Origin of the sequence: Fluviicola sp., assembly GCF_039596355.1 — a bacterium.
Lineage (GTDB): Bacteria > Bacteroidota > Bacteroidia > Flavobacteriales_D > Crocinitomicaceae > Fluviicola.
The window spans coordinates 163,106-184,356 of the sequence record NZ_JBCNJW010000005.1 but is presented as its reverse complement, the minus strand read 5'-3'; the positions used below and the strand labels follow the sequence as shown (position 1 = coordinate 184,356).

At 45.4% G+C, this 21,251-nt stretch carries 18 protein-coding genes; 10 read left to right on the top strand and 8 right to left on the bottom strand.

Annotation, left to right across the window (positions count from 1 at the left end):
• Positions 1 to 79 precede the first annotated feature (79 nt).
• Positions 80 to 1,594, bottom strand: coding sequence for a hypothetical protein (locus ABDV94_RS12080; RefSeq protein ID WP_343747442.1), 1,515 nt, complete (start codon positions 1,592 to 1,594; stop codon positions 80 to 82).
• A 157-nt stretch (positions 1,595 to 1,751) separates the two neighbouring features.
• On the opposite strand from ABDV94_RS12080, the gene ABDV94_RS12075 reads away from it, so the two are divergent.
• A complete protein-coding gene (locus ABDV94_RS12075) occupies positions 1,752 to 3,308 on the top strand; it encodes a hypothetical protein (RefSeq protein WP_343747441.1) in 1,557 nt (518 codons plus the stop codon).
• 73 nt (positions 3,309 to 3,381) lie between these two features.
• Here ABDV94_RS12075 and ABDV94_RS12070 read toward each other — a convergent pair whose 3' ends face one another.
• The 3 genes from ABDV94_RS12070 to ABDV94_RS12060 are packed head-to-tail and all read right to left on the bottom strand — an operon-like array spanning position 3,382 to position 6,121.
• Positions 3,382 to 4,959 (bottom strand): S41 family peptidase, encoded by a 1,578-nt coding sequence (locus tag ABDV94_RS12070; protein ID WP_343747440.1) that lies wholly within the window; start codon positions 4,957 to 4,959, stop codon positions 3,382 to 3,384.
• On the bottom strand, positions 4,960 to 5,412 hold the full coding sequence (locus ABDV94_RS12065; protein ID WP_343747439.1) for a dCMP deaminase family protein: 453 nt from the start codon (positions 5,410 to 5,412) through the stop codon (positions 4,960 to 4,962).
• Between the two features lie 16 nt (positions 5,413 to 5,428).
• Positions 5,429 to 6,121 carry a response regulator transcription factor gene (locus ABDV94_RS12060; protein WP_343747438.1) on the bottom strand — a complete coding sequence of 231 codons (693 nt, stop codon included), beginning with the start codon at positions 6,119 to 6,121 and terminating at the stop codon, positions 5,429 to 5,431.
• Between the two features lie 91 nt (positions 6,122 to 6,212).
• Here ABDV94_RS12060 and ABDV94_RS12055 point away from each other — a divergent pair, with 91 nt between their 5' ends.
• Genes ABDV94_RS12055 through ABDV94_RS12045 form a run of 3 tightly spaced genes read left to right on the top strand, consistent with a single transcriptional unit; the run spans position 6,213 to position 10,912 of the window.
• A complete protein-coding gene (locus ABDV94_RS12055; RefSeq protein WP_343747437.1) occupies positions 6,213 to 8,696 on the top strand; it encodes a GEVED domain-containing protein in 2,484 nt (827 codons plus the stop codon).
• Position 8,697: 1 nt separating this feature from the next.
• Complete coding sequence (locus ABDV94_RS12050) at positions 8,698 to 9,822, top strand: glycosyltransferase (protein ID WP_343747436.1); 1,125 nt, start codon at positions 8,698 to 8,700, stop codon at positions 9,820 to 9,822.
• Positions 9,815 to 10,912 carry a hypothetical protein gene (locus tag ABDV94_RS12045; protein WP_343747435.1) on the top strand — a complete coding sequence of 366 codons (1,098 nt, stop codon included), beginning with the start codon at positions 9,815 to 9,817 and terminating at the stop codon, positions 10,910 to 10,912. Before ABDV94_RS12050 ends, ABDV94_RS12045 begins: the two co-directional genes overlap by 8 nt.
• Positions 10,913 to 11,055: 143 nt before the next feature.
• Here the strand turns inward: ABDV94_RS12045 and ABDV94_RS12040 are convergent, their stop codons facing one another.
• On the bottom strand, positions 11,056 to 11,469 hold the full coding sequence (locus tag ABDV94_RS12040; protein ID WP_343747434.1) for a helix-turn-helix domain-containing protein: 414 nt from the start codon (positions 11,467 to 11,469) through the stop codon (positions 11,056 to 11,058).
• Between the two features lie 105 nt (positions 11,470 to 11,574).
• On the opposite strand from ABDV94_RS12040, the gene ABDV94_RS12035 reads away from it, so the two are divergent.
• On the top strand, positions 11,575 to 12,408 hold the full coding sequence (locus tag ABDV94_RS12035; RefSeq protein WP_343747433.1) for an alpha/beta hydrolase: 834 nt from the start codon (positions 11,575 to 11,577) through the stop codon (positions 12,406 to 12,408).
• A 24-nt stretch (positions 12,409 to 12,432) separates the two neighbouring features.
• Positions 12,433 to 13,236, top strand: coding sequence for an enoyl-CoA hydratase/isomerase family protein (locus tag ABDV94_RS12030; protein WP_343747432.1), 804 nt, complete (start codon positions 12,433 to 12,435; stop codon positions 13,234 to 13,236).
• A gap of 90 nt (positions 13,237 to 13,326) precedes the next feature.
• On the opposite strand, the gene ABDV94_RS12025 is transcribed toward ABDV94_RS12030, so the two are convergent.
• Positions 13,327 to 14,079, bottom strand: a complete 753-nt coding sequence (locus ABDV94_RS12025; protein ID WP_343747431.1) for an ATP-binding cassette domain-containing protein — start codon at positions 14,077 to 14,079, stop codon at positions 13,327 to 13,329.
• 114 nt (positions 14,080 to 14,193) lie between these two features.
• On the opposite strand from ABDV94_RS12025, the gene ABDV94_RS12020 reads away from it, so the two are divergent.
• The 3 genes from ABDV94_RS12020 to ABDV94_RS12010 all read left to right on the top strand — a co-directional run bounded on the left by ABDV94_RS12020 (position 14,194) and on the right by ABDV94_RS12010 (position 19,588).
• Positions 14,194 to 17,280: a tetratricopeptide repeat protein gene (locus tag ABDV94_RS12020; protein WP_343747430.1), complete on the top strand. Its 3,087-nt coding sequence runs from the start codon at positions 14,194 to 14,196 to the stop codon at positions 17,278 to 17,280.
• Positions 17,280 to 18,995, top strand: a complete 1,716-nt coding sequence (locus ABDV94_RS12015; RefSeq protein ID WP_343747429.1) for a hypothetical protein — start codon at positions 17,280 to 17,282, stop codon at positions 18,993 to 18,995. The genes ABDV94_RS12020 and ABDV94_RS12015 overlap by 1 nt, the downstream gene beginning before the upstream one ends.
• Before the next feature lie 179 nt (positions 18,996 to 19,174).
• Positions 19,175 to 19,588: a hypothetical protein gene (locus tag ABDV94_RS12010; protein WP_343747428.1), complete on the top strand. Its 414-nt coding sequence runs from the start codon at positions 19,175 to 19,177 to the stop codon at positions 19,586 to 19,588.
• Here the strand turns inward: ABDV94_RS12010 and ABDV94_RS12005 are convergent, their stop codons facing one another.
• Positions 19,589 to 19,951, bottom strand: coding sequence for a helix-turn-helix domain-containing protein (locus ABDV94_RS12005; RefSeq protein WP_343747427.1), 363 nt, complete (start codon positions 19,949 to 19,951; stop codon positions 19,589 to 19,591).
• A gap of 156 nt (positions 19,952 to 20,107) precedes the next feature.
• Here ABDV94_RS12005 and ABDV94_RS12000 point away from each other — a divergent pair, with 156 nt between their 5' ends.
• Positions 20,108 to 20,482 carry a DoxX family protein gene (locus tag ABDV94_RS12000; RefSeq protein WP_343747426.1) on the top strand — a complete coding sequence of 125 codons (375 nt, stop codon included), beginning with the start codon at positions 20,108 to 20,110 and terminating at the stop codon, positions 20,480 to 20,482.
• An 88-nt stretch (positions 20,483 to 20,570) separates the two neighbouring features.
• Here ABDV94_RS12000 and ABDV94_RS11995 read toward each other — a convergent pair whose 3' ends face one another.
• Positions 20,571 to 21,251, bottom strand: a complete 681-nt coding sequence (locus ABDV94_RS11995; RefSeq protein ID WP_343747425.1) for an ABC transporter ATP-binding protein — start codon at positions 21,249 to 21,251, stop codon at positions 20,571 to 20,573.

Sequence of the window (21,251 nt, the reverse complement as noted above, 5' to 3'; positions counted from 1 at the left end):
AGAAGAAATAAGTAGTAGTAGTTAGGTTTAGTTAGGTAGCGTGTGAAGAGAGACATTATTTCCAGTCTCTCTTCTTTTTTTATACCTTCGTCAAAGCGTTCGACAAATCTACCAGGTACGAATTATTGTTCCCCAGGTTCTCCCAAACCAGTTTCATCCGGTTCCCCTTGAATTCATCTGCAAAGTAGGAAACGCCCAGGTTCTCATAAAAATGCTGATCCAATTCCTTAAAAGGAAGATTCCCGAATTTCGGATTGGACGGAATCTTGCCTCCCGGCAAAACAACCAGGTATTCCCCATTATTGATTTTCCACTCTCCCAACGTTTTTGAAGGGATGTATTTGGTGTAAACCGGTTCATTTTTACTGTTTTGAAAAACGAGAACCAACACTGAAAGATCCGTTTCATTGTGGAATTCTACCCCAATTTGTCCCTTTTTCTGGTCCAGGTTCTTTGTCCCGGTATAGGTTTTCACCCGCGGATTCTGATCCGATTTGGAGAAAAATTTGGTGAATGGAACCGAATCATTGTTTCCCCAATGCTGAACCAATGTTTGAAAAAGCTGATTCTCCCAACTTCGTTTCTGCGTCAGATCAACCCCCACAAAAGGCATGTCGGAATCCAAAGGCACATCTTCCGTCATCTGGTATTCGCTTTTTGCTTCCGTAATTAACGAGTCAAGTTTTGCGCGTTCCTCTTTGCTGAAAGACATATAAGCTGTTTGTTCCTGCATCTGATCCTCTTCCGGATTCGCTTCGATGAAAAACAGGGAAACAATTCCGCCGGCGCACACAAGCAGCAACAGGATAATAACACTCAGGCGCAGCCAGGAAATCCGTTTTGATTCTACCACCACTTTTCCCTTCCGCACGTCCGTTCCGAACTGACTGAGCTGCCGCTTATGTTCTTCCGTAAAATTAACCTGCAGTAATTTACCACTCAAGTAAATCAAAAAACGGGACGAACTTTTTGGGTGATAAGCCAGGCTCATGAAAAATTCCAGTAGCTGTGTTTTCACCCGGTAATGATTCACATTCAGTAAATTCAATGCGGCGATCAGGTTATCCGTCAGGAATTTCTCCGTTTGTCTGTGCAACTCCGTATCCTTCTTCACTTTTTTCAATGTCCGGGACAGCTCATCCTTCTGACGGAAAATCCACTCCGAAAGGGAATCCTGAACCAGGTTCTGCTGGTATGCCGGAAGCAAAACGGAATAACTCATAAAAAAATGAATATTCCGATCAGAAACCGCGTTGAATTTCTCCGTGAAAACCGAATAGAGAAAGGGCTCGATAAATCCTTTGTATTCTTCAAAAAGCGCATGCTCCCGAACCCGGGAAGTATCGTTGAACAATTCCGTAAAATCGCGTTGCTGCAGTGTTTTATCCAGACTCCGGTTTTCTTCTGTCCAGGACGCGAAAATGAGTTTTTTCGGATCGGAATACCAGTCAAAAAAAGCAGCTTTCTCCTGTTCGGAAACACCCGGAAACGACTTATTGCACCCCTCGGAAAAGGCCCAGCGCTGATCTTCCGAAAGCGGAAAATGTAGATTCGGATGTTCTTTTTTAAGTGTGCTTAAGCGGAGATACTTCATGATACGTGATTGATGGCTTGAAAATACTACTTTTTGAGCAATGCCCTGCGCGTTTTTTATGGATCCCATCCGGAAATGCCGGGTGCCGTTTTCGAAACTTGTACAAACAGTTGTAAATCAAGAAGTATTCGCTTAGATTTACCATAAAACTATGACTATGAAACAACTGGCTCTTCTCGTATTCCTTATCAGCCACTCTGTTTTTGGACAAACATGGAGTAATGATGTGGCAAGCATTGTCTACAACAAGTGTTCTTCCTGCCACCATCCCGGAGGAATTGCACCCTTTTCCCTGATGAACTACACGGAAGTCAGTTCGATGGCCAGTTTGGTATACGACGCCGTGGCACAGAACGAAATGCCGCCCTGGCCGCCCGATGAAAACTACCAGCAGTACAGCCATTCCCGTGCTTTGAGCGCTTCCGACAAAGCCACTTTTCTATCCTGGCTTTCAACCGGAACACCGGAAGGAAACCCGGCAAATGCACCTGCTCCGCCTGTTTTCAACACCGGAAGCATTTTGGGGAACGGCGACTTAATGCTCCAGATTCCTTTGTATCAGAGCAAGGCTACGGGAGGACAGGACGATTATGTGTGTTTCAGCCTTCCCACCGGGCTGACTCAAAACCGCTTCGTGCGTGCGATGGAAATTGTTCCCGGAAACCGCGCCATTGTCCATCACGCATTGATTTACATCGACCCGACCGGAAATTACCAGGGCGATACCGTTGGTGGAAATTGTGGCGGACCTCCGCAAACTTCTACATTAATCGGCGGTTACACTCCCGGATCTTCCCCATTGATTTTTCCTTCCGCAACCGGGTTCAAACTCGGCATGTCTATTCCGGCAAACAGCAACCTGGTCTTTGCTATGCACTATCCGGAAGGAAGTTACGGGCAATACGACAGCACGAAAGTCATTATTCATTTTTATCCACCGGGTGAAACCGGAATCCGGGAAGTATATGCAGCTCCGGTGCTTCAAAACTGGTCGCTGGTGATTCCTCCCAACCAGGTTTCGTCCTTTACTGCACATTATCCCTCATCCGGAGGTGTGCCTACGAATTACAGTGTTTTGAGTGTTTTCCCACACATGCACCTGCTCGGAAAAGACATCCGGGCTTATGCCGTAACACCTACCAGCGATACCGTCAAATTTGCCCATATTTCACACTGGGATTTTCACTGGCAGGATTTCTATTTCTTCAAAAATCTTCAGAAAGTTCCGACCGGATCGGTCATGCGAGGAGAAGCAACGTATGACAATACGGTGAATAACATACACAATCCGAGCAATCCACCGGTTTTGGTGACTGCCGGGGAAAGTACTACGGACGAAATGTTCCTGGTGTATTTCCACTTCCTGCAGTATCAACCCGGAGATGAACTCATCGACCTGGAATCATTGCTCACTTTGGGAATGCAGGAATTGGTTTCGGATGACGAATGGAAAATATATCCTGTTCCGTTTTCCGAAAGTGTTTCCATCAAACCCAACCAGTTGAAAAACGGAGATGTTGTTTCGATGAGTATTTACGATTACCAGGGACGATTAGTCCGCACCATTTGTGAGAAACAACTCATTCAAAGTTCGTTCGGCGGGTTTGAATGGGACGGATTATCCGATACCGGCACCGGAGTAAGGCCAGGAACATATTTTATTTCCATGATCTGCAACGGCACAGCAAGCTCACACCCGATTATTAAGAACTAACGGGAAATGGTTCAAAGAGTTGAAGAGTTCCATTTGAACTCTTCAACTCTTTGATTTCGATAAACACTTCGAATCAGCGCTTCAGCTGCTGGAGCGCTTTTTGAACTTCCTTGTCGTATGAAGCAATCACGAAGAAATAGCCTTCTTCGATGAATAACTGGCGGGCAATTTCTGCTTTCAGTACATGTTTGATCAGTTCTTCACTTCGCTTGTAATCTGCAGCCATATATGGAACTCCCAGTTTCTGTCCGTCTTTGATCAGGGCTTGGGTCAATGTTACCGGCGGAGTAAACGTACTGTTGAACTGCTGGATCGTCGGCCACAAGGTGCGTTTGTTTGCTACAAAATCAAAAGCTGCCTGCTGGAATGCCCCGGAATAACGCAAGGATAAATAATACAAGGTCGAGTTGGATGTATCGAGCGGAACAAAGATATCCGGCATGATTCCTCCTCCGTCATAAACCGTTCTTCCTTTCAGTGTTTTAAAAGGGTGCGCATTTTTGAAAACGGAAGAATCCGGTGCGAAATATTCTCCGCTGTCTCTTCTTTTCTCGTTGCTGTGGTAGTAATCTTCGTAACTCTCTCCGAACGGTTTTTGAATACAACGACCGGATGGTGTGTAATAACGTGCAATGGTCAAACGCACATCACTCTTGTCAGACAGGGAGAAATCCTGCTGCACCAATCCTTTTCCGAAAGAACGGCGCCCGATGATGGTTCCGCGGTCATTGTCCTGGATAGCCCCTGCCAAAATCTCTGACGCAGAAGCTGAATTTTCGTTGATCAAAACCACCAGCGGAGTATTTTCGAGCAAACCGCCGCCTTTTGCGTAACGGGTAGTGCTCGCATATTTTTTCCCTTTGATGATCACAATTTTTTGTCCGGCTGGTAAGAATTCATCGGCGATTTTTGCCGCCCCTTCCAAGACACCGCCACCGTTGTCACGCAGGTCGAAAATGAGTTTTTTCATTCCTTTGCTCTTCAGTTGCTGCGCGGCAAAATGAAACTCTTCCGCACTGGAAACGGAGAAACTTTCCAAACGGATGTAGCCGGTATTTTCATTCAGCATTTGTGCACAGACGATAGACGGAATCGGGATGATTCCGCGGGTGATCGTTTGATCGATTTTTTTGGAATTGCGGTAAATCTGCACGTTTACCTGTGTGTTCGGATCGCCTTTCAGTTTCCCCAGTACATCGTCGTTCTTGATTTTTTTGCTGGCAACACTTTTCCCGTCGATCATCAGGATTTTATCTCCTGCCTGAACACCAACTCGTGCCGAAGGTGAATTCGGAACCACGTTCGTAACACACAAAGTATCGCGGATAATAGCAAAACGGATTCCAACTCCCCCGAATTTTCCGTCAATCTGTTCATTCACGGCCTGTAAATCTTCAGAAGGAATGTAATTCGAATGCGGATCCAGCTCGTGGAGCATGTCGGAAATCGTCTTCTCAAACAATTTCTTGCTTTCAATGGTGTCCACATACTCGCGATCCAGCAGGTCGATGATTTCCTGCATTTTGGAATAATTTCCCGACTGCTGTTTCTGGTCGGTTCCGGTCCGGTTCAACCTGGATCCGATCAACAACCCGATGGCCAAAAAAACCATCAGCAAAGTCGGATAAATAAAGGCGTATTTTCTGTTCATTTAATTTGGATCTGGGATGTGAACCACTTCAACACCCGCGCTTTTCAAAAAATCAACGCCGGTGGTGTCTTTGTATTCCATCATGTAAACAACACGTCTGATTCCTGCCTGAAGAACCAGTTTACTGCAATCTTTGCAGGGTGATAGTGTAATAAAAAGTGTTGCACCGCTGCAATCATTGGTTGAGCGCGCCACTTTCAGAATGGCATTTGCTTCGGCATGCAGGACATACCAATGCGTTTCGCCCTGATCGTTTTCACAACAATTCGAAAATCCGGCCGGCGTTCCGTTATACCCGTCGGAGATAATTCTTCCGTCGCGCACAATCAGTGCTCCCACTTTTTTTCGTTCGCAATGCGACAACTCCGCCCAGGTTTGAGCCATCCTCAAATAGGCCTTGTCATAACGCAATCGCTTTTCTTCCGTAATTTCTTGTTCTTGTTCTGCAAACATGCTGCAAAGATAAAATTTAATCAGGTAAGGTGAATTTATATCCAACGCCTCTGATCGAATGAAAAAACTGCGGATTCTTCGGATCCTCTTCGAAGATCTTCCGGAAGCTCAGAATGTAATTATCGATCGTGCGACCGGTCGGAAACTGGTCATTTGTCCACAGCGTATTCAAAATCTCGTCCCGCGAAACCACCTCATCTTTCCGGGTGAAGAACAATTGGATCAACTCCATTTCACGCTTGCTCAGTTCTTGCTTTTCTCCCGAAATCAGGTTCTCCACTTCAAAAGATACCGGCATCACCCGGTGGTTCCCGATGCGGATTTCCGAAGGAACGACCACTTGCTTCTTGATGGGTTGAGCCAAAACGGAACAACGCAGGATGAATTCTTCAAGGTCGAAGGGTTTGGGCAGATAATCATTCGCTCCGAGCTTCAATCCGGCAATGCGGTCGATCGTATTTCCCTTTGCCGACACAAAAATGATCGGTACAGCAGATTCTTCCCGGTAGGCGCGGCAAATATCCAGTCCGCTGACCTCCGGCAACATCACATCCAGGATCACCAGGTTATACTGATCCAGCTGATTTTTCATTTTCAGAGCTTCTCTTCCGTTGCTGACTGTTGTCACCGAATAACCTTCCAACTCGAGGTTAAACTGGATAATCTCCAGTAAACTTTGTTCGTCTTCGACAACCAATACCTTGTTCATGTGGCAAACTTCTATAAAAATGTGTTTTCTAGTTTGGATTCTTCTGTTAAAAGAGTGTAATTTTGAGAAAACTACAAATAAAATAAGCACCATGCTAAAATATCTTTTAATGCTGGGCATGTTCTTGTCTCTTTCCAAAGCATTAAATGCTCAGATCAGCGAAGGAGGAAGACCCCTTGGTTTAAAGAAAATCCCGGTTTCGGGCAGCTCTCCTTTCCAATATGCACCAACATCGCTTCTACTGGCAAAACCCAACATCGCGGCGGCGAAAAGCGAAGACCTCGCAAACGATTCCAAAGGACCTTACCGCGTAGGTCTGAATATTCCGGTTTCGGTAAATATGTCAAATTCCGGTTCCTGGACGCTGCTTCCTGACGGAACCAAAGTTTGGAGGTTAATCATTTCCAGTAAAGATGCACGTGCATTGGGTCTGTATTTTTCAGAAGAAGTTCAGATTCCTGCAGGGGGAACGTTGTTTGCCTACAACGCAAACGGTCGGCAGATTTTAGGTGCTTATACTTCTGCAAGTGATGATTTCCAGGCCATGGAAATGGTTCAGGGAGATCAGTTGTACCTGGAATACAGTGCTCCGGCGTGGGTGCAGGAACTTCCGGTTTTCCATATCAACGAAGTGGTTTATTTCTACCGAGGCGTGGAAGATCACGTGTCTGTTTTTGCAGATGCAGCTTCCCAGGAAAAAGCTTCCAGCTGTGAAGTAGACGTGGCTTGTTCGGAAGGAAACAACTGGGCAAACCAGATCCGATCGGTTGTTCACTATACGTTCAATGACGGAACCGGAACTTATGTGTGTTCCGCTTCAACGATCAACAACACTGCAAATGACTGTAAACCCTATATCCTGACAGCCTGGCATTGTGGCGAGCGCGTTGCAGGACAATCCATTTCTACCTGGGTTTGGTACTGGAATTACCAGAAAACAAGCTGTGCAACCGGTAGTGCAAATGCCTCCGACCCTTCGAAAGGAAGTAAAACCATGACCGGTGGAACGGTACGCGCTTCTGCTGGAAACGGAACACTGAACAACCCTCCGGGACAGTATGAAGTGGCGGGATCGGATTTTTACCTCGTGGAATTAAATGCACAGCCGCCATCGTCCTACAACGTCTATTATGCGGGTTGGGACAGAACAAATAACGGTTCGGCAAGTGGTGTGGGAATTCATCACCCGGCAGGAAGTGCGAAGAAAATTTCAACCTATACGCAGGCGCTGGCCGGAGCAACTTATAACGGCGGTGCATCCAATGCGCACTGGAGAGTTTTCTGGGCAACTACAACAAACGGTCACGGAGTAACAGAAGGCGGTTCGTCCGGTTCTCCTATTTTCAATTCGAACGGGTTGATCGTGGGACAGCTTTCCGGAGGAGCATCTGCATGTACGGCAAACGGAGCGGGATCGGGAACAGGTCCGGACAAAAACGACTTGTACGGAAAAATCTATTCGGACTGGGATCAGAATGGAACAACTACTACTGCACAATTAAAGCCGTGGCTGGATCCGAATAACACCGGGGTGACTTCTCTTGCGGGAACTTCGGCTCCGTGTTCGGTAACATCTACCCCTCCGGTAGCAAATTTTGTAGCCAATCCAACGACCGTGACTGTGGGCGGAACGTCTCAAATTACGGATTTATCCACGGGAAGTCCTACGAGCTGGAGCTGGGTGATCACTCCTTCTACCGGCTGGTCATTCGCCGGGGGAACTTCGGCTACGTCTCAGAACCCACAAGTGACTTTTACCGTTGCCGGAACTTACAGCGTGCAATTAACAGCGTCTAATTCCAGCGGTTCGGATACCGAGTTAAAAACAAACTACATTGTGGTAACAACGGTGACTTCTCCGTGTGCGGCAACATCGACTTACTGCGATGAATTCATCCAGAAAGTGGTGCTGGAATCAATCAGCAACGAGACCGGTTGTACAAATTATACCAATTACAACATGACGGCTACCCTGACCAAAGGGAATCAATACAACATCACCATTATTCCTCAGATCAACGGTCAGAGTCCGGGAACAGCTTATTCCGGTGACGAAATTGCTGCATGGATTGATTTCAACGGTGATTTTGATTTCGACGATTCAGGAGAACAAATTGCGTTTGTTTCCATCACCGGAGGAAATTCGTTAGTGTTTAACTTCACCGTTCCGTCATCAGCTGTGATCGGAACTGTTAAAATGCGTGTTCGGATCGCGTTTAATGCCGCACAAGGTGGTGAAGGGCCGATTGAGCCTTGCGGAACAACCAATTACGGTGAGGTCGAAGACTACAACATCCTCATCATGAATTCACTGGGCTTGGATCAAAACGTGCTGCAGTCGATCGCTATCTACCCGAACCCGGCAACAGACCAGGTGAAAGTGGATCTTTCAGGATTGGAAAGCGGTACTATCTCTGTTGAATTACTGGATATGACCGGTAAAGTACTGCAGGTTCAAAACAAGATCATGGATCAGGAAGGAACATTCAACCTCACAGGGTTAGCGAAAGGAAGCTACCAGCTCCGCATCACAGATGGAGTTGTTCAGCGCGTTGAGCGAATCGTAAAGTTGTAGGTTGAAGAAACAGCGGGTTATAGTCAGCGTTATCAACGATTTGAACACGGATCAGCGTGTTCACAAGATTTGTACGTTTATCGAAAATCAGGGATACGAGGTGTTCCTGATCGGGCGTGTGCTCAAATCCAGTCAGAAAATGGAAGCGCGCAGTTACCGCACCAAACGTTTCCGGATGTTTTTCGAGAAAGGCCCGCTCTTTTATGCCTGGTTCAATTTCCGCCTGTTTTGGTTCCTGCTGTTCCGAAGAGCGGATATCCTTGTTTCGAACGACCTCGACACGTTGCTTCCCAATTACCTGGTTTCACGCATTCGGCGCAGGAAGTTGATTTACGATTCTCATGAGTATTTCACCGAGGTTCCCGAGCTCATCAGCCGGCCGAAAGTGAAAGCGGTTTGGGAACGGATCGAACGGTTTGTTTTCCCGAAACTCCAGTTCGTGAGTACGGTCAATGATTCCATTGCTCAAAAGTATTTCGAGAAATACGGAATCACGCTGAAGGTTATCCGGAACGTTTCCCCCCTTTGGAAACCATCTACGGTGAAAAGTAAAGCCGAACTCGGAATTCCGGAAGGAAAGCACATCCTGATCATGCAGGGAGCCGGACTAAACGTAGACCGCGGGGTCGAAGAAGCTATCCGGATGATGCCGCATCTTCAAAATTGTGCCCTGATTATTGTCGGTGACGGTGATATCATTCCGGACATGAAGACATTGGTCAGCACAGAGAAATGGGACGACCGGGTGTTCTTCTACGGAAAAAGACCGTATCAGGAACTGCTGCAGTTTACGCAACAGGCAGATCTGGGTCTGAGTTTCGACCAGCCTACGAACCCCAATTACCTGTTCTCGCTACCCAACAAAGTGTTTGATTACATCCATACCTCCACCCCGATTTTGTGTTCGAATGTGGTGGAAGTTTCAAAACTGGTGCGGAAATACCGCATCGGTGAAGTCATTACTGATTTTGATCCGTTAGCTTTGGCTAAACAGGTTCAACAAGTGTTGGAGAATCCGGCACTGATTGCTGAATGGAAAGCAAACTGCACCCTTGCAGCCGAAAAGGAAAACTGGGAAGCAGAAGTCGGGCAGCTAGCATCTTTTTACCCCAAAGTGCATGAGTAAACGCATTCATATCGTTTCTTTTGATGTTCCGTTTCCCCCGGATTACGGCGGCGTGCTGGACGTTTACCTGCGTGCAAAAGCACTGAAGCAGGCCGGGTATTCAGTGGTTCTCCATTGCTATGAATACGGTCGCGGCAGAACGCACGATTTCTCTGAAATTGCAGATGAGATTCATTACTACGATCGCAAAACCGGTATCAAATCGCTGTTGTCGACATTGCCCTATATTGTAAAAAGCCGAAGTTCCGAAGAACTGTTGAACAAACTGCTTGCGGATGATGCCCCTGTGTTGCTCGAGGGTCAACATACCAGTTATTGGGCAAACGAACTGGCGAAACACAAACGCCCGGTTGCCATCCGGATGCACAATGTAGAATGGCAGTATTACCGTGATTTAGCCAAAAGCGCAAAGACCAGTTCGGAACGCTTGTTTTTTACCCTGGAAGCACGAAAGCTCAAAAAACAGGAACGATCATTGCGTAACATCCCGGTTCTGTGCATTTCCGAAAACGACCGGAACTACTATGAAAAATGGGGATTCACAGCGCTGAATCTGCCTGTTACCATTCATTCCGACCTCATCCTGGAACCACAGGAAGGAAAGCGTTTTGCCTTGTTTCATGGAAATCTGTCGGTAGCCGAAAACCTGGAAGCCATTGATGCCCTGATCTCCGAAAATCGCAGAAATAAACTGGATATTCCGGTGGTGATTGCAGGGAAAAATCCGGGGAAACTGGTGCTGGAAAAAATCCGGAAGGAAGGATGGGAATGCATCGCAAATCCAACCGATTCGGAGTTGAACGATTTGCTACGCAGTTGTTCGGTTCATTTACTAATCGGTTTCAAATCTTCAGGTATCAAATTGAAAGTAATCCGCGCATTGCTCAGCAGAAAGCCGTGTATTGCGACGCAGGAAATGCTAGGAAATGTGGTGTTTGAAAAACACTGCATCATTTGGAATCCTGTTTTGCCTTTGGCGGATGCTATTGGAAAAATCGCTTCTGCAGACACTCATTCACGCCTGGAAGAATTGGAAAAAGAATTCGGTTCGGAAAAATTGCTGGGGGTGTTGGAGGAAATTGGGTTTTGAGGACAATTTAACCTCCGCTTTAGATTTTCTTTTAATTCAAAACTCGTTTTTACGGCCTTGGGGAATTCCCAAAAACCCAATTTCCCAATATTGGGACGAGCCTAAAAATCAACCTGTTACAAGGATTAATCAAAGCGAATCCCTCAAATACTACTGAGCAATTTAGCCCTTGTCGCTTTTATAAACCCTTCTTTGTCTTTTTTTACTTCTTCCAAAAAGGCTTTATGTTGCTCGGAAAGCTGGAAGTATTTCTCACCCCAAAGATAGATTTCCATTAAAACAGGCAGCAGATCTATTCCTTTTTGAGTGAGTTTGTAAAGCACTTTCGATTTGCTATCCGGATGTTCGGATTTGCTGATAATACCCGTTTCATCCAACGTTTCAAGCCTGGAGGCTAAGATGTTGGTAGCTATTTTTTCCTCCGATTTAAGAAAATCGCTATACGTACAGCTTTTTGCATACATCAAATCCCGGATGATTAACAACGACCATTTATCTCCCCATAAATCCAGGGAACTGCTCACCGGACAACCCGATCTTTTTTTTATTTCTTTCATAAAAATAAATCAACTTGCATTTTGCAAGTAATATTCTATATATTTACACTTGCAAAATGCAAGCAAATTTACAAAAACAAGGTGATATAACTAAAACAAACGACCATGAATACTCATTTTTCATTATCTCAAACGCATTACGCCACGATCAACAACTGGAAAATCGCATACAGACAATTCGGGCAAGGTTCCCCTATCCTATTCTATAACCGCTTTCGTGGAATCCTCGACACCTGGGATCCTTTATTTTTAGACTCGCTTTCAGCGAACTACACGATCATCCTGTTTGATTATCCCGGAATCGGCGATTCGGAAGGAGAACTCTCCACCAACCTGGAAGAAGTTGCCGGTATCGGAATTCAATTGATGGACACATTGGGTTATGAGTTTTTTCACGTCGCGGGTTGGTCTTACGGAGGATTAGTTGCGCAAACTGCATTATTCCTCCATAAAGACCGGGTGAAGAAAGGAATTTTCATCGGAACGAACCCTCCCGGGAATAATGAAGTTCCGTTCGAGAAGAGCTTTTTTGAGCATGCCTTGAAGCCTGTCAATGATCTAGAAGATGAAACCGTGATCTTCTTTGAACCCGAGTCAGCAGCCAGCCGCGCTGCGGCCAAAGATTCTCATGAACGGATTTCAAAACGACTTGACCGAACTAAAATTCCTGCTTCGCAAGCATTGTTTCAAAAGTACTTCGGGGGTTCTGCTTATATGAAAACCGATCTTCAAAATTTCAGAGAGCAGTATAAGACCATTGAAAATCCGGTATTGGTTATTTCCTCAGACCACGACAGCAGCTTCGCAGTTGAAAACTGGTTCCCGCTTTTGCGCAATGCCCCGACTATGCAGCATATCATTATCAACGACACAGGACACGGGTTACAGCATCAGCATCCCCAATTGATTGCGGGTTACATCGGTCTTTTTCTTTCATAAATAGTTTCACTAAAAACACAAAAAATGATTTTAACAACACAAAAAATCAACACCCATTATTGGAAAGTGATTATTAATAATCCTCCGATCAACTTATTCGGACCTGAATTTTCATTGGAATTGATTGATCTGATGGACGAGCTGGAAGCCAATGAAGAACTGAAAGTAGTGGTTTTCGAAAGTGCCAATCCGGACTTTTTCATTGCCCATTTGGATATTTTGGGAGCTTCCAATTTCCCGAAAGGCGAAGGAAGAACGGGGCTTTCAAAATCCTGGCCGGATATCGCAAAACGGTTGGAACAAGCACCTTTTGCAAGCATCGCTTCCATAAGAGGCCGGGCCAGGGGATTAGGAAGTGAATTTGCCCAGGCGATGGACATGCGTTTTGCCAGTAAGGAAAAAGCCCTCTTTGCGCAGGTTGAAATTGGTATCGGAGCATTTCCGGGTGGCGGCGGAATGGAACGCTTACACCTGCTTACGGGGAAGGCACGAGCTTTGGAAATTTTATTGAGCGGCGATGATTACGATGCTGAAACGGCTGCTGCTTATGGTTGGGTAAATCGCGCCATTGCAGATGCAGATCTGGATACATTTGTAGATAACCTGGCACGTAAAATTGCTTCATTTGACCGGAAAGTGATCGCTACCATTAAATCCATTATAAACGAAAGGGCTGTAAATCCTAGAAATGAACACATTATGGAAACTCAAGTCCGGTTTTTTGAAACACTGGCTCAACCCGAATCAGGTGCACGATTAAAAAGTCTGTTTGAAAGAGGGTTGCAACAATATGGCGATTTGGAATTAAACCTTGGCAGCAACATTTAATTGGAGGCAAACTGTTCCTGCACAATTGCAAGATGATAAAAAGGGTGTTATTGTTATGAATAACACCCTTTTGTATTTAATACAATTCCGTTAATCAAACAAAGGCTGGAACGGATCGAAGCGATGCATCGTATCCAACGATTTCAATTCGCGGTTTTCAACTTTGAATACTTTTCCCGGAAATTTCTCAATCAGCGACATGTCGTGCGTCGCCATGATCACCGCCGCTTTTTCCTCTTTCGCTACCGCCACGATTAAATGCATGATTTCCGTGGAGGTTTCCGGATCGAGGTTTCCGGTCGGCTCATCTGCGATAATAACCTTCGGATGATTGATCAACGCACGGGCAATGGCAACCCGTTGCTGCTCTCCACCCGACAAGCGGTGCGGCTGTACATGTTCTTTTCCTTCCAGGCCAACCATCGACAAAACGGTGCGGATGCGCTGATCCATTTCGCGCTTGTCTTTCCATCCGGTAGCCCGCATCACGAAGCGCAGGTTGTCCGAAATGGAACGATCCGACAATAACTGGAAATCCTGGAAAACAACGCCCAGTTTACGGCGCAGTCTCGGAATTTGCTTTTTGGAAAGACTTCTCAAATCAAAATCAACTGCCGATCCCTGACCTTCATTCAATTCCAATTCCCCGTAAAGCACTTTCAGCAAACTGCTTTTCCCCGAACCGGTTTTCCCGATGAGAAAAACCAATTCGTCGCGTTCTACCTCGAAATTGATGTTTTCAAGAACCGTCTGACCGAGCTGATCAATGCGTCCGTTTTGAATGCGAATAACTTTCTCCACCACCTTGAGTTTATAGTTGTAAAATTCAGGATTCCGATCCATGAAATCAAAGTGTAACAAGATTATCTCTTAACAGTTATACGTTTAAAACTTTTAAACGCGCAAACCCTACCTCCCTTTGGTACTGCTTAATTTTAGGATCTTAAAATAGTTGTGATGCGTTTTATTCTTTTCATTCTTTTACTTGTTGCAAGTTTTTCGGGATGGTCCCAGGCAAGTGAGAAATACCATTCTCCCCTGAGTGGATTCTATCGCGCCGAGGACTTGTTTGAGAAAGAACAATACAGTGCTGCTCGTAAGGAATTCCGCTTGTTCATCACCGATTACAAGGGATCCAAAAACGATTCATACTACGTAAAAGCACTTTATTACGAAGGGTTGGCCGCATTGGAACTCTTCAATAACGATGCAATCGACTTGTTGGAAAGCTTTAACCGGGAATATCCGGAAAGCATCTACAGAAGCAACATCCTGTTCCAGATCGGGCGCTACTATTACCAGAAAAAAGATTACAAACGATCCATCCAGTATTTCAGGCAGCTCAACCGGTCTACCGTTGATAAGGAAAACCAGGAAGAATACTATTTCAAATTAGGGTATGCTCATTTCGACGAAAAGAATTACCCGGAAGCGAAACTGGCGTTCTTCGAAGTGAAAGATTCGAGCAGCCAGTACGGAGCACCTAGCTTGTACTACTATTCGCATATCTGCTACCTCGACAGTTCATACCAAACGGCACTGGAAGGGTTTGAAAAACTGATGATCGACAGCCGCTTCAACCGCGTAGTGCCGTATTACATTACCCAGATTTACTACATCCAGCACAAGTACCAGGAAGTCGTAGATTTCGCGCCGGGAAAAGTAGACAGTTTGAAACCGGCAGAACAGGTTGAGATCAGCCACATCATCGGGGACAGTTATTTCCACCTGGAAAAATACGACGAAGCTCTTCCGTACCTTGAATTGTACAATGCGAAATCAAATACGACCCGCGATGATGATTATGCACTGGCACTGGCTTACTCGCGCACTTCCAACTGTACCAAAGCGGTGAAATACTTCGACCGCGTAGCACGTGAAAAAGATGTACTGGGCCAGATTGCCCTGTACCATGCCGGAGAGTGTTACACCAACATGAACGAGTTGGTTTATGCACGCACCGCTTTTGAAGCAGCCAGCGAACTCGACATGGATAAAATGATCCAGGAAGATGCACTTTACAACTACGCATTGCTGTCATACAAGTTGGATATGAACGCATATGACGAAGCGGTGGAAGCATTCAAACTGTACCTGGAAAAATACCCGGACTCCAAACGCAAACCGGTCATTTACCAGTATTTGGTAAACGTGTATACGTCTACAAAAAACTACCAGAAAGCACTGGAATCCCTGGATCAGTTGTCAAACAAAGATATCAAGTTAAAGTCTGCCTACCAGATTATTGCGTTCAACCGCGGCGTGGAATTGCTTCAGAAATCAGAATATTCCAATGCAATCAAAGCGTTTGCACTGGTCGACAAATACCCGATCAGCCCGGAGATCAGTGCAAAAGCCCTTTACTGGAGCGCTGATGCAGATTTTTATCTGAAAAACTATTCCGAAGCGATCAAAAAATACACCCAGTTCATGGGGATGTCGGGTTCTCAGTCCAGCGGATTGCGCAACGATGCGATCTACAACAAAGGATATGCTTACCTGGCGCTGAAGGATTACCGCAATACGCAGGAAACATTCAGGGAATACCTGAAACAGCCGAACCTGACAGATTTAGACAAGAAAGCAGATGCCCACATGCGTTTGGCGGATGAATATTACCGCAATGCACTGGCTGATAATGCAACCAATACACAGGCGATTGAAAACTACAAAGCGGCTTACAACCTGAAACAGGGATATGACGACCAGGCTTTGTACTACATGTCGCGAACCTATGGTTTCATGGGGAACCGCGAGGAGAAAATCCGCACGCTGACGGATCTGATCAACAACTATCCGAAATCGCGCTATGTGCAGCGTTCCATCGAAGAGATTGCACGGGCATATTTCGAAATGGGCAACCTGGATAAATCGGAGCGTTACTACAAACAGATCGTTGCCGATTATCCAAACAGTGCATTCGTGAAAGAAGCATATCACAGTCTTGGAGATATCGCTTTTAAACGATCCAATTTCAACCAGGCAGAATCTTATTACCTGAAAGTTCTGAACGAATTCAACCTCAACGACACCATTTGTGAGCGCGAAGTAAGTTCACTGGCGGATGTTTACCGCGCGCAACGCTTATTGAATAAAATTGAGGCATTGGCTGGAAAATACAGCTGTGCGGATTCACTTGCAACACAGGTCGAAGACGAATACTACCGTCAGGGCTTCGATTTGTATGAGAAATCCGAGTGGAGCGCGTCCATCGTGGAATTCGATAAATACCTGAACAAGTATCCGAAAGGGAAGTTCTACCGCGATGCGATGAATCAAAAAGCAGATGCTTTGTACAAACTGAAAAAAGAAGCAGAAGCTGTGGCTATTTATCAGGTTACACTCACAGGCCCGAACGACGATTACACGGAACTGGCAGCTGTTCGTACGGCAAAATTCCTCTTCAACGGAAATCAGAAAGAGGCGGCTCTTCCCTATTACAAACGCACGGAAGAAGTCAGCTCCAACCCGGAATACCTGAACAATGCACGAATCGGGTTGATGCGCTGTCATTTCCTGGTGGAAAACTATGCAAACGCGGTTGAATACGCTCAAAAAGTACTGGGAATTCAACAAACCACCCAGCTGAAACTGGAAGCGGAATACATCAAGGGAATTTCACTTTCCAAGGAAAAACGTTACTCAGAAGCACAGCTTTCCCTGGAATATGTGGTTAAAAATGCAACCACTGTTTGGGCAGCAGAATCCAAGTACACGCTTGCTGAAAACGCCTTTGCACAAGCAGATTACACCAAGACTGAAACCCTGGTGCGCGAATTGCTGAAAATGAAGCCGGGTTACGATTACTGGATCGCGAAAGCACTGATTTTGCAAACGAAAGTATTGCTTCAGAAGAAAGATTTGTTCCAGGCTGAGAATACCATTAAATCCGTTATTGATCACTATCCGGTCAAAGACGACGGTATTCTGCAGGAAGCAGGTGAATTGTATAACGAAATTATGCAGTTGAAAACACAACCAAAAACGTTGACCAATCCGAGCGATCCGACGGTCATTGAAGTTGACGAAAAAACAGGGAAATAATGAAGAGCAATAAAAACTATTTCATACTCATTGGTGCATGTCTGATCGGTTCGGCTGCTTTCGGACAAGGAAACGTCATTGATATGATCACGACGGGTAACCGTTCCATCGAAATTGCGCACCGCCTGAATTCGCAACCGAAAATCCTGGATACTGTTTTCCCAACTCCGACAACCTCTTTTCCGTTGCTTTCGATCAATTACGAACCCACGTTTGAAATTCAGAAGATTGAGCCTGCGAAGGTAAACCTGCAACAGAAATTACCGCAATTATATAACGGTTATGCTCGCATCGGAATTGGTTCTTTATTAATGCCACTGGCTGAATTGTATTACAACAACGGACGAAGCCGGAAACTGAATTACGGTGTTCACCTGCAGCATTTGAGTTCCTTCGGGAAGATGAGAAACGTGGCTCCTGCCAATTTCGACCGCACCAACCTGAGAGGCTTTGTAGGTGTAAACGAAAAAAAATACAGCTGGGATGCGGAATCTTACTACCGCAACCAGGGATTGCATTTCTACGGTTTCCCGAATGAAAATGCCAATAAAGACAGCATTGCACAACGCTTCAACACGGTTGGGCTGAAAGGTGGATTCCATTCACATGCACACGACAGCCTGGGTCTGAACTGGAAAGTCGGTTTGGAATACCGTCATTTCAACGATCGGAAACCACAGGCTGATTCCCTGAAAGATTGGAACGCACGCGAGAATTTCTTCGCAATCCGAACAGGTGCAGAATACAAATGGGGAACCGAAATTTTCGCCGCCGACCTGGATATCTTGCACAACTCTTATAAGTTCGGTGTTCTGAACGATACGCTTGCTTCGGGAATGACCGGTTTGGAAAACAAAAACACCATCATCAGCCTGAAGCCGAGCATCAGTACGTATTCCAAAAACCAGAAGCTGAAAGCAAAAGTCGGGGTGGATTTAAGCGCAAGCCTTGGCCCGAAGAACAAGGTATACCTCTACCCGATTGCAGAAGTGAAATACTCCCTGTTCAATGACATCCTGATTCCGTATGCAGGAGTAACCGGGGGATTGACCCAACAGTCTTTCAAGCGTCTGACGGATGACAACGAATTTATTCTATCCAACGTTTCGCTGCAAAATGAGCACAAAGCTGCTGACGGATTCGTAGGAATTAAAGGAACCTTGTCCAAACGAATCGGGTTCAATGTGTTCGCGAGTTTCTCTCACGTGAAAAACAAAGCGCTGTTTGTAACTGACACGCTGTATTCCGGAAGAAACCGTTTCAATGTGATTTACGACACGATGAATATCACCAAGCTGGAAGGATCTATTTACTACCAGTTCAAAGAGAAGGTAAAAATCGATGTGATCGGACGCTATTATTCCTACAATGCCCGCAACAACATTTATGCGTGGAACCTGCCGCAATTCCAGATGGTGTTGAGAGGAACCTACAATTTGTATGACAAGTTCATTTTGAATGTGGATGTGAACCTGGAAGGCGGACGAAGAGCGCTGGTTTATGCTCCGGGAGACAATATCGTGGAGGAAAACAACCAGTATGCGTTGAAACTCGGGTTTCTTGCAGATGCGAATATCGGGCTGGAATACCGTTACAACAAACGCGTTTCCGGGTTTATCAATTTCAACAACGTAGCTGCACAGCGCTACAGACGCTGGTATAATTATCCGACACAAGGATTCCAGGCGATGCTGGGAGTGACGATTCGTTTTTAATTTTCCCGCGGACTTCGCAAATCTCGCAGTATTAAATTAAGTCAGTAAGAGGTCCCAAAAGATGGATAGACATCCCGCAGTGGCGGGACAAGTTGTGTCTATTTGCCCAGTGGTAGCAAGGGTTTGCGATTCACTCACCAGGCTTGGCTTTAGTTGTCTGAATTTCATACCTTTGGATCATGAAAAAGCTTTTTCTCTTCATCGCTCTTGCGCCGGTTCTTTTCGCGTGTAAAGATCCAAACGTCAAATACAACCAGGTGATTCAAAATGATTCGGATTACGATGTGTGGGTCAAAGTTTATAACCGCACGGATTCAGCCGCTACCGTTTTCTTCACAGTCGACAGTTTCCTGATTGCGAAAAAAAGTGAAACGATTATCCTGGAACGAAACGGGTATAAAAATATGTCTGTGTTCAATCCCTGCAACATGTACCTGGATTCCATCAAAGGGTATGCGGAAGATACCACGCTGATTTTAACGAAAAATCTCAACAGCGCTGCAAACTATACGTTCACCGAAGTGTCAAAGAATAAAAAAGGAGGCGGAACATGTGAATGCCGCACCATCTTCAAAAATAGCGACCTCCATTAATTAATTCTGGCTGCTGAACAGGTGCTTGCGGTGATTGGATCCCCAGGCAGCCAATTCTGCAATAATCGGTTCGAGTGTCAAACCGTAAGGCGTAATTTTGTATTCCACCGTAATCGGTTTGGTATCGCAAACTGTTCTGGAAATGAGCTGATTGATTTCCAGCTCCTGTAATTCCTTCGACAACATTTTTGCACCGATCCCCGGAATACTGCGCTTCAATTCCATAAACTTCATCGAATTTTCAAACACCAGTGTCCCGATAATCTGGATTTTCCATTTCCCTGAAAGCAATTCTACCGTGTCTCTGATAGCCAGCATTTTTCCGGCACAGGCAGCCGGTTCATGTACAATCTTCTTTTTCATGGTTTTACAAAATTACATCCTTTTCGGCTTTGAACTATAATAAGTTTCTTCACGGAAACTAGTTTCCAAAAGGAAATATAGATAAAAAATAAACTAATTATCCGATAGCTTTGTCAAAAATTCAATTCCGATGATGAGGGATCTAAAATTGTACAGATGAAAAAGAACACGATCGTTTATTGGACAACTACCGGATTATTTTCTGTGATGATGTTATTCTCGGCATCCATGTATTTCACTTCGCCTGAAGTTCAGGCAAACTTTGTCAAAATGGGTTTCCACGACGCCTTTCGCATTGAATTGGGATGGGCAAAAATCCTGGGGGCTTTAACGCTGCTGATCCCGGTTTTGAACCGCTCGGTAAAAGAATGGGCTTATGCCGGTTTCGGAATTACGCTCATCTCTGCAAGTATTTTGCATGCAGCAGACGGTGACCCGGCTTTCAATGTGATTGCACCGCTTATTTTCTTCGGAATCCTGGTTGTTTCCTATCTTTTCTGGAAGAAACGGTTACAGCCAGCCGTATCATAAAAAATTCAAAATGGATCATTGAAAAACCGACTGAGCGACCTGTAGTGAGCTTGTCGAATAAGTTGCTCAGCCCGTTTTTCAAATCGTTTCAGGACCGGATAATCGCACCGTCTTCCATTTCAATGATGCGGTGCGTGCGTTCGGCAAATTCATTATCGTGCGTAACAATGAGCAAGGACTGACCGAATTCTTCCGCCAACTCCTTAAAGATTTCGAAAACGATTTCGGTATTCTTTTTATCCAGGTTCCCGGTTGGCTCGTCTCCCATCACAATAAGCGGATTGTTGATCAAAGCGCGTGCAATGGCTACGCGTTGTTTTTGTCCGCCGGAAAGTTGGTTCGGCATTTTCAGCGCTTCGTCCTCGATTCCCAGGATTTTGAGTTTTTCATAGGCGTTGTGCTCTACTTCGGATGCACTAAGCTGGTTCAGCTTCAAACCAGGAAGCATCACGTTTTTCAGCACCGAAAATTCATTGAGCAGGTAGTGGAATTGAAATACAAAGCCGATTTTCTCATTCCGGACTTTTGCCAGCTCCGATTCCTTTTTGCCGCGCATGATTTGTCCGTCGATCAACAGATCTCCCTCGTAGTCCGTGTCCATAGTCGACAAAATATACAGCAAGGTCGATTTTCCGCAACCTGATTTCCCGATGATCGAAGTGAATTCTCCTTTCTCGATTGAAAAATTGATCTTTTTCAATACCTGGATATCGAAGGGATCGTGAAAAAACTTGGAAATCTCTTTTGCCTGCAGAACGATCGAACTCAT

Bases quoted from the DNA above. Each gene is read 5' to 3' on its own strand.
- ABDV94_RS12080 (WP_343747442.1), bottom strand. From the start codon at position 1,594: ATGAAGTATCTCCGCTTAAGCACACTTAAAAAAGAACATCCGAATCTA.
- ABDV94_RS12035 (WP_343747433.1), top strand. From the start codon at position 11,575: ATGAATACTCATTTTTCATTATCTCAAACGCATTACGCCACGATCAAC.
- ABDV94_RS12040 (WP_343747434.1), bottom strand. From the start codon at position 11,469: ATGAAAGAAATAAAAAAAAGATCGGGTTGTCCGGTGAGCAGTTCCCTG.
- ABDV94_RS12030 (WP_343747432.1), top strand. From the start codon at position 12,433: ATGATTTTAACAACACAAAAAATCAACACCCATTATTGGAAAGTGATT.
- ABDV94_RS11995 (WP_343747425.1), bottom strand. From the start codon at position 21,251: ATGAGTTCGATCGTTCTGCAGGCAAAAGAGATTTCCAAGTTTTTTCAC.
- ABDV94_RS12060 (WP_343747438.1), bottom strand. From the start codon at position 6,121: ATGAACAAGGTATTGGTTGTCGAAGACGAACAAAGTTTACTGGAGATT.
- ABDV94_RS12020 (WP_343747430.1), top strand. From the start codon at position 14,194: ATGCGTTTTATTCTTTTCATTCTTTTACTTGTTGCAAGTTTTTCGGGA.
- ABDV94_RS12055 (WP_343747437.1), top strand. From the start codon at position 6,213: ATGCTAAAATATCTTTTAATGCTGGGCATGTTCTTGTCTCTTTCCAAA.
- ABDV94_RS12015 (WP_343747429.1), top strand. From the start codon at position 17,280: ATGAAGAGCAATAAAAACTATTTCATACTCATTGGTGCATGTCTGATC.
- ABDV94_RS12005 (WP_343747427.1), bottom strand. From the start codon at position 19,951: ATGAAAAAGAAGATTGTACATGAACCGGCTGCCTGTGCCGGAAAAATG.
- ABDV94_RS12065 (WP_343747439.1), bottom strand. From the start codon at position 5,412: ATGTTTGCAGAACAAGAACAAGAAATTACGGAAGAAAAGCGATTGCGT.
- ABDV94_RS12025 (WP_343747431.1), bottom strand. From the start codon at position 14,079: ATGGATCGGAATCCTGAATTTTACAACTATAAACTCAAGGTGGTGGAG.
- ABDV94_RS12045 (WP_343747435.1), top strand. From the start codon at position 9,815: ATGAGTAAACGCATTCATATCGTTTCTTTTGATGTTCCGTTTCCCCCG.
- ABDV94_RS12010 (WP_343747428.1), top strand. From the start codon at position 19,175: ATGAAAAAGCTTTTTCTCTTCATCGCTCTTGCGCCGGTTCTTTTCGCG.
- ABDV94_RS12070 (WP_343747440.1), bottom strand. From the start codon at position 4,959: ATGAACAGAAAATACGCCTTTATTTATCCGACTTTGCTGATGGTTTTT.
- ABDV94_RS12075 (WP_343747441.1), top strand. From the start codon at position 1,752: ATGAAACAACTGGCTCTTCTCGTATTCCTTATCAGCCACTCTGTTTTT.
- ABDV94_RS12000 (WP_343747426.1), top strand. From the start codon at position 20,108: ATGAAAAAGAACACGATCGTTTATTGGACAACTACCGGATTATTTTCT.